Origin of the sequence: Sphingomonas sp. CARO-RG-8B-R24-01, assembly GCF_022662295.1 — a bacterium.
GTDB lineage: Bacteria > Pseudomonadota > Alphaproteobacteria > Sphingomonadales > Sphingomonadaceae > Sphingomonas.
Window position 1 is genome coordinate 322,439 of sequence record NZ_JAKNQI010000004.1, and the last position, 13,115, is coordinate 335,553.

Here is a 13,115-nt window from a genome sequence, read left to right on the forward strand (position 1 = left end):
CAGGCGGACCGGCCGCGGCGGCTATCCCAGGCTCGCCCAGTGCAGGATCGATCGGGTCAGCGCTTCGGCGACCCGCTCGCCGCGGCCGGGGCCGAGGATGATGAATTCGATCTCCGGCAAGACCGGCAACAGCCCCTCCGGCGTGACCCGCGCCAACCCGGCGGGCAGCAGTCGCTGCGAATGCGGCATGATCCCGACTCCGGCGCGCGCGGCGGCGGTCAGTGCGCTGAGGCTCGCGCTGGTGAAGGCGACACGCCACGCACGCCGCGCTGCGTCGAGCGTGGCGATCGCGAGCGATCGGGTGACGCTGGGGGGCGGATACAGCAGCAGCGGGAGTGGCACGGTCGGGTCCAGGGAATAGTCGGGCCGCGCGACCCAGGCGACCTGCTCGCGCCACGCGGTTACTCCGCGCGGATCGCCCGACCGACGTTTGGCGAGGATGATGTCGAGCTGCCCCGCGTCGAACGCATCATAGAGGATCTCGCTCAGTCCCACGGTTACGAGCAGGTCCACCTCGGGATGCCGCCGCGCAAAGCTGGCGAGTACGTCGGGGAGCGCCGAGAGCACGAAATCCTCCGATGCGCCGAACCGCAGCCGACCGCGCAGCGGTACGCCGGTCAGGTGGCGGTCCATCGTGTCATAGGCCTCGAGGATGCGTCGCGCCGGATCGACGAAGCTTTCCCCCTCGACCGTCAACGCGACGCGGTGCGTGTCGCGCGCGAACAGCCGCCGCCCGGTCAGCCCTTCCAGACGCTTGATCTGCTGGCTGACGGTCGACTGGCGCGTGCCGAGCGCGCGGGCCGCGGCAGTGAAGGTGCCCGTTTCGAGCACGGCGAGGAAGGCGCGCAGCAGGTCGGGCCCGATACTGTCCATGGTCATCACGATGCATGATGACTGTTATCGTGTCCATCATGATTGTGCATGACGTCGGCGCGACGTACTTCGGGGCAGGACGAAGGGACTTACCACGATGACTGCTTTTCGCACGATGATCCGCCGCCTGCCGATCGACCCCTATCTGCTGCTGCTGATCGCGACGGTCGCGGTGGCGTTCGCCTTTCCGGCGCGTGGGGCCGCACAGCCCATTGCGGAAGGCAGCGTCACGATCGCGGTCGGGCTGCTGTTCTTCCTGTACGGCGCGCGGCTGTCGCCCGGCGCGGTGTGGGCGGGGATCACGCACTGGCGGCTGCAATCGCTGGTGTTCGCGAGCACCTTCCTGATCTTCCCGCTGATCGGGCTTGGCGCGTATTGGGCGACGCGCGGCTGGTTGCCCCAGGATATCGCGGTCGGTCTGCTGTATCTGTGCCTGCTGCCGTCGACCGTCCAGTCATCGATCGCGTTCACCTCGATCGCGCGCGGGAACGTGCCCGCGGCGCTATGCAGCGCGTCGGTCTCCAACCTGCTCGGGGTCGTGCTGACGCCGTTGCTGGTCGCGTTGCTGTTGCGCTCGGTCGGGGGCGGCGTGTCGCTCCATGCGATCGAGGGGATCGCGCTGCAAATCCTGCTGCCGTTCGTCGCCGGGCAGGTCGCGCGACCGCTGATCGGCGGGTGGCTGGTCGCGCATCGCACGATCACGTCGGTGGTCGATCGCGGGTCGATCCTGCTGGTCGTCTATGCCGCGTTCAGCGCCGGGGTGGTCGCGGGGGTGTGGACCAGCCTGTCGCCGGGCGATCTCGCGATCGTGCTGGCGATCGACCTGGTGATCCTCGCGCTGATCCTGGCGATCACGACTTTGCTCAGCGGCTGGCTCGGTTTCTCGAAGCCGGACGAGATCGCGATCGTGTTCTGCGGGTCGAAGAAGAGCATGGCGGGCGGGATCCCGATGGCGACGATCCTGTTCGCGGGGCATTCGGTCAGCCTGATCGTGCTGCCGCTGATGCTGTTCCACCAGGCGCAACTATTCGTCTGCGCGACGCTCGCGCGGCGTTATGCGCGGCGCGCGGAGGATGTGGCGGAGGTGGCGGTGCTGGCCTGAAGCCGCACCCGACCCACTTACGCTCCAAACATCCGTTCGGGCTGAGCGCAGTCGAAGCCCCCGCGCCACGCCGGCCCTTCGACTTCGCTCAGGGCGAACGGAAGGGGGGAGGGGATCGTCAACGCGCCTTCAGACCGTTACCCCAGCAACAACCCGGCCAGCGCCGCCGACATCAGATTCGCCAGACTCCCCGCCGCCAGCGCGCGCAGGCCGAGCTTGGCGATCATCGGGCGCTGATTGGGCGCGAGGCTCCCCGCCGATGCCATCTGGATCGCGATCGACGAGAAATTGGCAAAGCCACACAAGGCAAAGGTCACCACCGCGGTGGTGTGCGGCGACAGGGTCTTGAGCTTGCCGAGATCGATGAACGCGACGAATTCGTTGAGCACGATCTTCTGCCCGAACAATTCGCCCGCCGCGCGCGCTTCGGTCCACGGGATGTCGAGCAGGAACATGACCGGCGCGAAGACGAAGCCGAGCATCCCCTGGAAGCTCAGATCGGGATAGCCGAACCATCCGCCGATCCCGCCGAGGATCCCGTTCGCCAGCGCGACCAGCCCCACGAACGCGAGCACCATCGCGCCGACCGCAACCGCGATCCGAACGCCCGTTTGCGCGCCGTTGGCGGCGGCCATGATGATGTTGGCGGCGCGTTCTTCCTCGAGCGCCTTTTCGGCGACGTGGAGCACCGCTTCCTCGGGATCGTCGCCGAGCGCGAGTTCGCCCGCCGGTGCCGTCGTCTCGTCGGGCATGATGATCTTGGCCATCAGCAACCCGCCCGGCGCGGACATGAACGACGCCGCGAGCAGATAGGGCAAAGCACCCTGGCCGAGGAAGGTCGCGTAAGCGAGCAGGATCGTCCCCGCGACGCCCGACATGCCGACCGTCATCACCGCGAACAGTTGCGGCGGGGTAAGGCCAGCAAGATACGGGCGGATCACCAGCGGCGATTCGCTTTGCCCGACGAAGATGTTGGCGGCGGCGCACAAGGCTTCCACCTTGGACACGCCGATCACCTTCTCGATCGCGCCGCCGACCCAGCGGATCACGAACTGCATGATCCCGAGATGGTAGAGGATCGACACGAGGGCCGCGAAGAAGATGATGACGGGAAGCGCCGAGAAAGCGAACGCCGTCCCGAAGGTCGGGTCGCTCGCGAGCCCGCCGAAGATCGTCGTCGTGCCCGCCTTGGCATAGCCGAGCAGGTTCCACACCCCGCGCGACATGCCCTCGATCATCTGGCGGCCGATCGTGCTGTGGAGCACGAGGATCGCGATCGTCACCTGCAACGCGAACGCCGCGCCGACCACGCGCAGCCGGATCGCGCGGCGATTTGTCGACAACAGGATGGCAAGCCCCAGGATCACGACGATGCCCAGGATGCCGATCGGAAATTTGTCCACGTATTCCCCGCAGTTTCGCGCGCACTCCCCAAATTACGGCGCGCAACGGGTGGGGACCATACACGCAGACGCGGATAGGGCTAGGGGGCGGGCGGCTGGTTTGGGATAAACTAGGTCGTGCTCCTGCGCAGGCAGGAGCCTAGGGTTACGGGCCCTGTCATATGTAACTCTGGGTTCCTGCCTGCGCAGGAACACAAGACGGGGGAACCGATTCCCTTTTTGCGAACATTCCGCTAGCGTCCCGCGCGATGACGACACCTGCTCCTGCGATCCCGCGTTCGCTTTTCGCCTTTTCGATCTTCTACGGCGGCATGGTCTGCATCGCGGGAGTGCTCGGCAACAAGCAGGTCTCGCTCGGGCCGATCTCGCTGCTCGGGCCGCTCGTCGGGATCGGGCCGCTCGCGGTCGAATCCGGGATCTTCGCCTTCCTGCTGCTCGTCGTCGTGTCGAGCGCGGTGGCGGAACTGCATGGGCGGACGGTCGCCAACCGGCTGGTGCAGATCGGGTTCGTGCCCTTGATCGCATCGATCCTGCTGTCGATCGCCGTGCTCGCCGCCCCCGCCGCACCCGCGATGGAGCCCGCGCGGCGCGACGCGTTCGCGCTGATGATGGGGGGCACGCCGCGGATCTGGCTCGGCGGGATCGTCGCCTACGGGATTTCGCAGACGCTCAACGTCACGATCTTCAGCTGGTTGAAGCGCAACGAGACGGGCGGGCTGTTGTGGCTGCGCGCGGGGATCTCGAGCATCCTCAGCCAGATCGTCGACACGCTGCTGTTCGTGACGATCGCCTTTTACGGCGTGTTCCCGATCGGGTCGCTGCTCGCCGGGCAGATGCTCGCGAAGGTCACGCTGTCGGCGGTGCTGGTGCCACCGCTGATCTATCTGGTGGTGGGCATCGGGCGGCGACTGGATCGCGCTTAACCGTCACCCCGTCGACGGCGAGACCTCTGTGAAAGTCGACTTGTTGCCTTCCCGTCACCCCGGCGCAGGCCGGGGCCGCCATGCCAGCGGGCAAAACCGTCGATACCGCACCCCGGCGTCCCGCCGCGCTCAAATAACCACACGGCCCCGGCCTTCGCCGGGGTGACGGCTTGTGGCTTTCGCATCCATGCCATCCGAGATAAGGCGCGGGCATGACCGATCATTCCCCCGCTCCAGCCTTGCTCGCCAAGGCCGAAACGCTGGTCGAGGCGCTGCCCTACATGCAGCGCTATGCCGGCAAGACCTTCGTCGTGAAATATGGCGGGCACGCGATGGGCGACCCCGAGGCCGCGCGCGATTTCGCCGAGGACGTCGTGCTGATGAAGGCGGTCGGGATCAACCCGGTCGTCGTCCACGGCGGCGGGCCGCAGATCGGCGCGATGCTCAAGCGCCTGGGCGTCGAATCGCGGTTCGTCGACGGTCTGCGCGTAACCGATGCGGAAACCGCGCGGATCGCCGAAATGGTGCTCGCGGGCTCTATCAACAAGGAAATCGTCGGCTGGATCGGCCAGGCGGGCGGCCGCGCGGTCGGCATTTCGGGGAAGGATTCGAACTTCGTCACTGCGGTCAAGGTCGGGCGCGAGACGCCCGATACGCTGCAGGGGATCGAGCGGCACGTCGATCTCGGGTTCGTCGGCACGCCGGTCGGCGTGGACCGGCGGATCATCGATACGCTGTCCGAGGCCGGGATCATCCCGGTGGTCGCGCCGATCGCGATCGGCACCGACGGCCATACCTATAACATCAACGCCGACACGATGGCGGGCGCGATCGCCGCCGCCTTGGGCGCGGAACGGCTGTTCATGCTGACCGACGTGGTCGGCGTGCTCGACAAGGACAAGGAGCTCGTCACCGATCTCGATCCGGCGGGCGTCGCCCGGCTGCGCGCCGACGGGACGATCTCGGGGGGGATGATCCCCAAGCTCGAGACGTGCGTCCACGCGGTCGAGAGCGGTGTCGGCGCGGCGGTCATTCTCGACGGGCGCGTGCCGCATGCCATGCTGCTCGAGATCTTCACCAAGCGTGGGGCGGGGACGCTGGTCCGGCGCTGAGCGACCGACCTATACTTCTGCCGTCACCCTGAACTTGTTTCAGGGTCCACCGCACAGCGAGTCCGGTCCGGGCCCGTCGCGCGGTGGATGCTGAAACAAGTTCAGCATGACGGAAGGTGGGGCGGAACGGCGTCCGGGGGGGGCGAAACGATCCGGTGCCGTCGCGAGACGCTAAGGGGGTGTTCGCATTTGCGAGATACCGCTAGGATCGCACAGCTCAACGCCCGGAGACGCCATTTTGCATACGATCATCCAGATATTGCAGGTCCTGATCAGCGCGATCACGACGATCGTGCTGATCCAGGTGGTCCTGTCGCTGCTCGTCTCGTTCAATATCATCAATACCTACAACGAGCTGGTGCGCTCGATCTACAACGGCCTCAACCGCGGGACAGAACCGCTGTACCGCCCGTTCCGCCGGATCCTCCCCGATTTCGGGCAGATCGATCTCGCACCGTTCGCGCTGCTGCTGACGCTGCGGATCATCAGTATCGTCCTCAACAATTACGACGCGCACCTGCTGGTCGGCGCGCCGCTCTGATCCGGAAGGGCTCGACATGACCGCTACCCTCATCGACGGCAAGGCGTTCGCCGCCGGCCTGCGCGCGCGCATCGCCGCACAGGTCGCGACCTTTACCGAGGCCGCCGGCCGCGCGCCCGGCCTCGCGGTCGTGCTGGTGGGCGAGGATGCGGCCTCCGCGGTCTATGTCCGCAACAAGGGCAAGGCGACGCAGGGCGCGGGGATGATCAGCGTCGAGCATCGCCTCGCGGTCGACGTCGCGCAGGACGACCTGCTCGCGCTGGTCGACACGCTCAATGCCGATCCCGCGATCGACGGGATCCTCGTCCAGCTCCCGCTCCCCGGCCATATCGACGAGCTCGCGGTCACGACGCGGATCGATCCCGACAAGGATGTCGACGGTTTCCACCCGGTCAATGCCGGACGGCTCGCGACCGGGATCGCAGGCTTCGTGCCGTGCACCCCGCTTGGTTGCGTGATGCTGCTGAAGGATACGCTCGGCGACCTGACCGGGCTCGACGCGGTGGTGATCGGCCGGTCGAACATCGTCGGCAAGCCGATGGCGCAATTGCTGATCGCCGAAAGCTGCACCGTCACGGTCGCGCATTCGCGCACGCGCGACCTGTCGAGCGTGGTCAAGCGCGCGGACATCGTGATCGCGGCGGTCGGACGGCCCGAGATGGTCAAGGGCGATTGGCTCAAGCCCGGCGCGACCGTGATCGACGTGGGGATCAACCGGACCGAGGCGGGGCTCGTCGGCGACGTCGATTTCGCAGGCGCGATGAGCGTCGCGGGCGCGGTGACGCCGGTGCCGGGCGGGGTCGGCCCGATGACGATCGCCTGCCTGCTGCGCAACACGCTCGTGTCGGCGGCACGGCGCGAAGGCGTGGTGCTCGACGAGACGGCCCTGTGATCGCCGCCCGGGTGGCGATCGGGGCATGATCGAACTCTACATCTCCTCGCTCATCACCTTCTTCGTGGTGATCGATCCTCCCGGCTGCGCGCCGATCTACGCCGGGCTGACCGCGGGCGCGTCCCCGGTCCACGCGCGTTCGATGGCGATCCGCGCGGTGATGGTCGCATCGGGCATCCTGCTGGTGTTCGCGCTGTTCGGCGAGGCGCTGCTCCACGGGCTCGGCATCAGCCTCGCCTCGTTCCGCATCGCGGGCGGGATCATGCTGTTCCTGATCGCGCTGGAAATGGTGTTCGAAAAGCGCACCGAACGCCGCGAGGACCGCGCCGCCAAGATTGCCGGCACGCCCGAAGTGGAGGACGTTTCGATCTTCCCGATGGCGATGCCGATGATCGCGGGGCCGGGGTCGATCGCGTCGGTGATGCTGCTGATGAGCCGCAACGAAGGAATCGAGCGCTCCGCGGTCGTGCTGGGGGCGCTGGTCACGATCCTGCTGCTGACGCTGGTGGCGTTGCTCGCAGCGGGGCCGATCATGCGCGTGCTGGGCGCGAAGATCGAGGCGGTGATCACGCGGTTGCTGGGCGTGCTGCTCGCGGCGCTGGCGGTGCAGTTCGTGATCGACGGGATCCGGGTGAGCCTGGCGTAACGTCGCAGGCGACGACCGACGTTCGACGGTGCCGGAGGCGGTCGAACGGTAAGTACCGGGCGGATGTCTTTCCGTATCGGGAGGACGTCTTGTAATAATTGTGAAGTAAATCTATGATCGTACATCCGGTCGGTAAACTGTCGTGACCGAATAGGGCCGACTCGTAACGAAACCTTACAGATGACGCTGTCCCGACTTGACGACGAAGTTCAGATGATTGGCAAACTACGTCCGGCACGCTGTTTGCTTCGGTTTCACTACCCGAATGACGGGGTAGGAGAAAGACCATGAATGCCATCAAGCATGCTTTCGCCGCGACGGTTCTAGCCGTTGCCGCGGTTCCGGCGTCCGCTACCACGGTCGTCACCTTTGAGGGGGTGCCGGACCAGGTTCTGATCAACGACTATTACAATGGCGGTATTGCCGCAAATGGGTCGAGCGGCCCGAACATCGGGGTCGCCTTCACCAATTTCAGCAGCTATGTCGGGGCCGGGTCGCCCAGCAGCACGATCGCCTATAACAGCGCCGCCGTCGCGACCAGCACCTTCGCGGCAGGATTCCAGTCCCTCAACTTTCTGTACGGTTTTTTCGGTACCGGCACGATATCGGTATTCTCCGGGCTGAACGGTACCGGAAGCCTTCTGAGCACGCGGACCTTCGCGGCGGATATCGCCAGCTTGGATAATGCGTTTTCTGCTGGTTCGGTGGCGTTCTCCGGCACGGCGAAGTCGTTCACCCTGGCCAGCGCCGTTGGCAACGCCGGGTTGGACGACGTCACCTTCGGGACGTCCGCCGTCCCCGAACCGGCAACCTGGGGCTTGATGATCACCGGTCTCGGGATGATCGGCGGAACGGTCCGTCGTCGTAAGCAAAAGGCAGCGGTGGCCTACGCGTAAGATCGCCGCGATGCGCTGATGAAAGCCACCGGCCGAAAGGCTGGTGGCTTTTGTTTCATCCACCGCTCGGTCAAAAGTGCGTGAGTCGCCTGCGCCCGGCCAGCGTCCCGTCGCACGCGTCGCATTTCCAGCCCGACCGTCCCAGCGATCGGTCCGATACCGCATTCACGCAGGCTTGATCCGGAACAACCGCAGCGGCGACCCCCGCGGCAAGTCGATCGGCTCCAGCCAGTCGAACGTCTTGCGATGCGCGAGCTGCGCGTAAAAGCCGTTGGGCGCGCGCACGCGGTAATTGGTCGATTCCGACATGTTCGGGCACACCAGCAGCAGCGTCGCCCCATGCCGCTTCGCGATCGCGCGAAAATTCTCCGGCGTACCCTTGAAGGCATGCTGCACGTCGAGGATGGCGTCGCCATTGCGGTGATACGGCCCCGCGATCGCATTGTGATGCGTCAGCGTGATCAGCCGGGGCCCCAGGTCGACAAAGGTGAAGACCGTCTGCGCCGGCACGCGATCGAGCGGGGTCATCGCACTCATCGTCGGGCAGGAGGCGCTGGCACGGTTGATGATCTGGACACGCCTGGTCGGTCGGTCGGGCGGGCTGTATTGCAGGTTGAGCCCGGCCCAGCGCAGGTCGATCGGCGTCATCACCGCGCCCGCGAAGCTGCCTGAGGCAAGCACCACCACCGCTGCTGTGCCAAGCACGCGGACCACGACGCTCTTGCTCGCCTGCATGACGGGGACGAACAGCCAGATCAGCGCAACCGCGCCCGGGACCGCCAGCATCTGCGCCGCGGGGCCCGCGCGCGCCTGCCACAACAGCATCAGCGCGGCGAAGGTGACGAACAGCAGTACGGGTGCCCAAAGCCCCCCTCGCGCGGTGCCGCGCGCCCGCCAGCTTGCCAGCGCGGCGCCGATCACCCCGATGATCGGCAGGACGACGATCGGAAAGGCGGTGCGGAACGGGTGGCTGTAGATCGGCTTGGCTTCGCGCACATTGTTGAGCCAGCTCGCGGCGAGCTCGGGCGAAACCTGTTCGGGGCGGCCGAGGCATTGCGGGAAGACCAGCGCGAACCCCGCGACGATCACGCCCCCCGCCAGCACGGCGAGGCCAAGCCGCACCCAGCGGTTCGCGGGGTTGGCCCAGGCCATGGCGAACAGCAGCGCGCCCGCCACGACCATCACGCTCAGCCATACCGGAGTCAGCGCGTCGCAGCGCGCCACGCTGTTGGCGTAGGAGGCGAACGCGGCATAGCCGATCGCGCATCCGCCGCCGAGCGAGAGCGCATAGACGGTCAGGCGGCGCGCGCCGTCGCGGTCCCAGATCCAGCGGAGCGCGAGAATCGCCCCCGCCATCGCGGCATAGGGCAGCATCTCGAGCCCGATCGACAGCGACACCGCGCTCGCCAGCCCGACGATCGCGCCGCCGCGCGCATCGCGCGGATCGCACAGCCCGGCGACGGTGAGGCTCAGCATGGCGAGCTGCCACCCGTGATGGTCGATCCGCTCCGGCATGAACATCAGCATCGTCGCCACGCAGCAGAACACGAGCACCGCGATCGCAACCGGCCACGCGGCCGGACTGACCAGCCGCCGCACGGTCGCGCCAAGCCCAAGGATCGCGATGCTCAGCGGCAGCAACGGCGCGATGCCGCACGCGAGCATCTCCGCCTCGCGTGATCCCACGAACGGACGCAGCGTCACGATCAACGCGGCGATCGGGAGGTCGACGATGCGGCTCCAGTGGATGTCGAAGCCGTGCGGCGGGTTCATGCGATATTGCCGCAGGTCGTACCAGCCCTGGCCGTTCAGCCAGGCGCGGACCTGCATCAGCCGCATGTTGTCGTCGGTGTCGCCGAGCTGGAGGTAATGGATTCCGGTCCAGCGATTGATCACGTAATAGAGTGCGACCAGTGCCCAGGCGAGCAGGCTCAGGCGAACCCAATCGCGCTCCACCGTGCGCGCCAGCGAACCGTCATTCATCCAAAACGCTTTCCTAGAATGAGAACGCCCTCTAGTGCGGCAGGCGTAAAGGGCAAGCGAACGTGACAGCACTCAACCGACAGTTTCAAAGCCTGCGTGACAGCGGCATGCTCGGACAGATCATCCGGTTCGGGATCGCAGGGGGGCTGTCGACCATCGTCTATGCCGCGGTCTACCTGCCGATGACGCATTATGTGTTCGAGCCGGCCCATGCCGTTTACGCGGTGCCGTTCGCCTTCGCGGTCGCGGTGCTGGTCGGCTTCCCGCTCCACAGCTACTGGAGCTTCAAGGGGCATGGCACGCGCGACAACAGCGGCAAGCAGCACGGCAAGTTCGTCGCGGTGCAGGCGTTCGGGCTGGTGCTCAACGCGCTGATCACCTGGATCGTCACCGGCTGGTTCCACCAGCCGACCTGGGTGCCGTTGCTGTTCGCGGTCTCGGTCGTCCCGCTGGCGACCTTCGCGCTCAACCGCATGTGGGTGTTCGGCTGATGGATCGCATCGTTTACGACCGGATGGCGGCGCATGATTCGACGCATTGGTGGTATCGCGCGCGGCGCGACATCCTCGCCGATTATCTGACGCGCGAGGGCGGTCTGCCCAAGGACGCGCGGATCCTCGAGATCGGTTGCGGCACCGGGCACAACCTGCCGATGCTCGCGGCGTTCGGCTCGGTCGAGGCGATCGAGATCGACCCCGCCGCGCGCGAGATCGCGGCCGAACGGCTGGGGCGCCCGATCAGCGCCGCACCGCTGCCGATGCTCCCGGGGATCGAGCGCGGCGCGTATGACCTGATCGCGGTGCTCGACGTGGTCGAGCATATCGAGGACGACGTGGCGGCGCTGCGCGCGATGGCGGCGTGCCTCAAGCCCGGCGGCAAGATTCTCGTCACCGTGCCCGCGCATCGCTGGATGTGGAGCGCGCACGACGTGGTCAACCACCACCACCGGCGCTATTCCAAGGCAACGCTCGCCACGGCGATCAGCGACGCGGGGCTCAAGTCCAACGGCCTGCGCTATTTCAATTCGCTGCTGTTCCCGCTTGCCGCTGCCGCGCGCGTCGCGGGGCGGATGACCGGGCGCGACGACAGCGACGATTCACCCCCGCCGCCCGTGCTCAACCGCCTGTTCGAGACGATCTTCCGGTTCGAGCGTCACCTGGTCGGCAGGGTGCCGCTGTCGCCGGGGGTCTCGATCGTGACGTTGCTGTCGGCGGCGGGGTCCTCCGCGCGATAACCGAGCGTCGCGCGGCCCTGGATCGGGCCGACGACGTCGCCGACGATGTACAGCGGGCGGCGCTTCGATTCGACGTAGAGCCGCCCGAGATATTCGCCGATCATCCCAAGCACGAACATCTGGAACGCGCCGAGCAGCACGACGACGAGCATCGTCGAGGTCCAGCCCGCGACCGCACTGCCGCTGAAGAAGCCGACCGCGATATAGAGGAACAGCAGCAGCGACGCCCCCGTCAGCGCGAGCCCGAGGTGGCTCGCGAACCGCAACGGCGCGGTCGAGAAGCCGGTGACCGCGTCGAACGCGAGCCGGATCATCTTGCTCAAGGGGTAATTGGTCTCGCCCGCATGGCGCTCGGCGCGGTCGTAGGGGAAGGGGATCTGCTTGAACCCGACCCACGCGACCATCCCGCGGATGAAGCGCGCCTGCTCGGGCATCGACAGGAACGCATCGAGCGCCCGCCTGCTCATCAGCCGGAAATCGCCGGTATCGAGCGGGATCGCGGTATCGGTCACGCGGTCGAGCAGGCGATAAAAGGCGGCGGCGGTCGCCTTCTTGAACAGCGTCTCCCCCTCGCGCTTGCGGCGCACCGCATAGACCACGTCCGCGCCCTGTGACGCCATTGCCGCGCGCATGTCGGTGAGGAGTTCGGGGGGATCCTGCAGATCGGCATCGATGATCAGGATCTGCGCGCCGCTGCACAGGTCGAGCCCCGCGGTCAGCGCGAGCTGATGCCCGTGGTTGCGCGACAGGTTGATCACCACCAGCCGCGGGTCGGCGGCGGCGAGGCGCTGCATTACCGGCCAGCTATCGTCGCGCGAGCCATCGTTGATGAGGAGGATCTCGTAATCGTCCCCCACCGCCGCGCGTGCCGCGCCGGAGACGCGGGCGTGGAGCACGTCGAGGCACGCGGCTTCGTTGTAGCAGGGGATGACGACGGACAGCGCGGGGGTGGTCGGCGATACGAGACGGGTCATGCGCGCCGGTCTAGGATTGTTTCGGTTTGAGGGGAAGCGATCGGTTCGATGCTTCCCCCGGACGCTTGCGATAAGCCCCCCTACGCTGGACTTCCGCTACGCTACGCTTCCCCGCCAAAGGCCGGGGCCCAAGAGCGCAACCGGAATGGTCGCAGGCTGCGCACAGTTGAGAAACCTTCGCTACTGGGCCCCGGCCTCCGCCGGGGAAGGGTTAAGGAAAGGGTGCGACGGATTCCGCCGGACGGGATCGGCACCCCCGCCAGATGCGCCGCGCGCGAATCCAGCCGATATACCCGAGCTCGAAACCACAAATCTGCTTCCCCGGCGAAGGCCGGGGCCCAGAAGCGCAACCGGAATGGTCGCAGGCTGCGCACAGTTGCAAAAACCTTCGCTACTGGGCCCCGGCCTCCGCCGGGGAAGGGTTAAGGAAAGGGTGCGGCGGATTCCGCCGGACGCGATCGGCACCCCCGCCGGATGCGCCGCGCGCGAATCCAGCCGATATACCCGAGCTCGAAACCACAAATCTGCTTCCCCGG

At 66.8% G+C, this 13,115-nt stretch carries 13 protein-coding genes; 9 read left to right on the plus strand and 4 right to left on the minus strand.

The features are described from left to right. Positions 1-21 precede the first annotated feature (21 nt). Positions 22-879, minus strand: coding sequence for a LysR substrate-binding domain-containing protein (locus tag L8G49_RS11155; RefSeq protein ID WP_242185726.1), 858 nt, complete (start codon positions 877-879; stop codon positions 22-24). Between the two features lie 91 nt (positions 880-970). Between L8G49_RS11155 and L8G49_RS11160 the strand changes: the two genes are divergently transcribed. Continuing rightward, entirely contained in the window at positions 971-1,975 is a 1,005-nt protein-coding gene (locus L8G49_RS11160) for a bile acid:sodium symporter family protein (protein WP_242185729.1), read from the plus strand. Between the two features lie 137 nt (positions 1,976-2,112). On the opposite strand, the gene L8G49_RS11165 is transcribed toward L8G49_RS11160, so the two are convergent. After that, positions 2,113-3,378 carry a nucleoside transporter C-terminal domain-containing protein gene (locus L8G49_RS11165; RefSeq protein WP_242185731.1) on the minus strand — a complete coding sequence of 422 codons (1,266 nt, stop codon included), beginning with the start codon at positions 3,376-3,378 and terminating at the stop codon, positions 2,113-2,115. 248 nt (positions 3,379-3,626) lie between these two features. Between L8G49_RS11165 and L8G49_RS11170 the strand changes: the two genes are divergently transcribed. The 6 genes from L8G49_RS11170 to L8G49_RS11195 all read left to right on the plus strand — a co-directional run bounded on the left by L8G49_RS11170 (position 3,627) and on the right by L8G49_RS11195 (position 8,388). Beyond that, a complete protein-coding gene (locus tag L8G49_RS11170) occupies positions 3,627-4,301 on the plus strand; it encodes a queuosine precursor transporter (protein ID WP_242138203.1) in 675 nt (224 codons plus the stop codon). Between the two features lie 212 nt (positions 4,302-4,513). Beyond that, a complete protein-coding gene (argB, locus tag L8G49_RS11175; RefSeq protein ID WP_242138204.1) occupies positions 4,514-5,413 on the plus strand; it encodes an acetylglutamate kinase in 900 nt (299 codons plus the stop codon). 238 nt (positions 5,414-5,651) lie between these two features. Next, the gene (locus L8G49_RS11180) at positions 5,652-5,954 is read left to right on the plus strand and encodes a YggT family protein (RefSeq protein WP_242138205.1); all 303 of its coding nucleotides are present in this window, start codon (positions 5,652-5,654) and stop codon (positions 5,952-5,954) included. Positions 5,955-5,970: 16 nt separating this feature from the next. Then, positions 5,971-6,846, plus strand: a complete 876-nt coding sequence (gene folD, locus L8G49_RS11185) for a bifunctional methylenetetrahydrofolate dehydrogenase/methenyltetrahydrofolate cyclohydrolase FolD (RefSeq protein WP_242185733.1) — start codon at positions 5,971-5,973, stop codon at positions 6,844-6,846. A gap of 25 nt (positions 6,847-6,871) precedes the next feature. Beyond that, the gene (locus L8G49_RS11190; RefSeq protein WP_242138207.1) at positions 6,872-7,492 is read left to right on the plus strand and encodes a MarC family protein; all 621 of its coding nucleotides are present in this window, start codon (positions 6,872-6,874) and stop codon (positions 7,490-7,492) included. Positions 7,493-7,779: 287 nt separating this feature from the next. Beyond that, positions 7,780-8,388: a PEPxxWA-CTERM sorting domain-containing protein gene (locus tag L8G49_RS11195; protein WP_242185735.1), complete on the plus strand. Its 609-nt coding sequence runs from the start codon at positions 7,780-7,782 to the stop codon at positions 8,386-8,388. A 165-nt stretch (positions 8,389-8,553) separates the two neighbouring features. On the opposite strand, the gene L8G49_RS11200 is transcribed toward L8G49_RS11195, so the two are convergent. Then, on the minus strand, positions 8,554-10,371 hold the full coding sequence (locus L8G49_RS11200) for an AcrB/AcrD/AcrF family protein (RefSeq protein WP_242185736.1): 1,818 nt from the start codon (positions 10,369-10,371) through the stop codon (positions 8,554-8,556). 107 nt (positions 10,372-10,478) lie between these two features. On the opposite strand from L8G49_RS11200, the gene L8G49_RS11205 reads away from it, so the two are divergent. Both L8G49_RS11205 and L8G49_RS11210 read left to right on the plus strand, forming a co-directional pair. Then, positions 10,479-10,862: a GtrA family protein gene (locus L8G49_RS11205; RefSeq protein ID WP_242185755.1), complete on the plus strand. Its 384-nt coding sequence runs from the start codon at positions 10,479-10,481 to the stop codon at positions 10,860-10,862. Further along, entirely contained in the window at positions 10,862-11,605 is a 744-nt protein-coding gene (locus tag L8G49_RS11210) for a class I SAM-dependent methyltransferase (RefSeq protein WP_242185737.1), read from the plus strand. The genes L8G49_RS11205 and L8G49_RS11210 overlap by 1 nt, the downstream gene beginning before the upstream one ends. Here the strand turns inward: L8G49_RS11210 and L8G49_RS11215 are convergent. Further along, the gene (locus tag L8G49_RS11215; protein ID WP_242185738.1) at positions 11,524-12,579 is read right to left on the minus strand and encodes a glycosyltransferase family 2 protein; all 1,056 of its coding nucleotides are present in this window, start codon (positions 12,577-12,579) and stop codon (positions 11,524-11,526) included. The genes L8G49_RS11210 and L8G49_RS11215 overlap by 82 nt on opposite strands. Positions 12,580-13,115 lie beyond the last annotated feature (536 nt).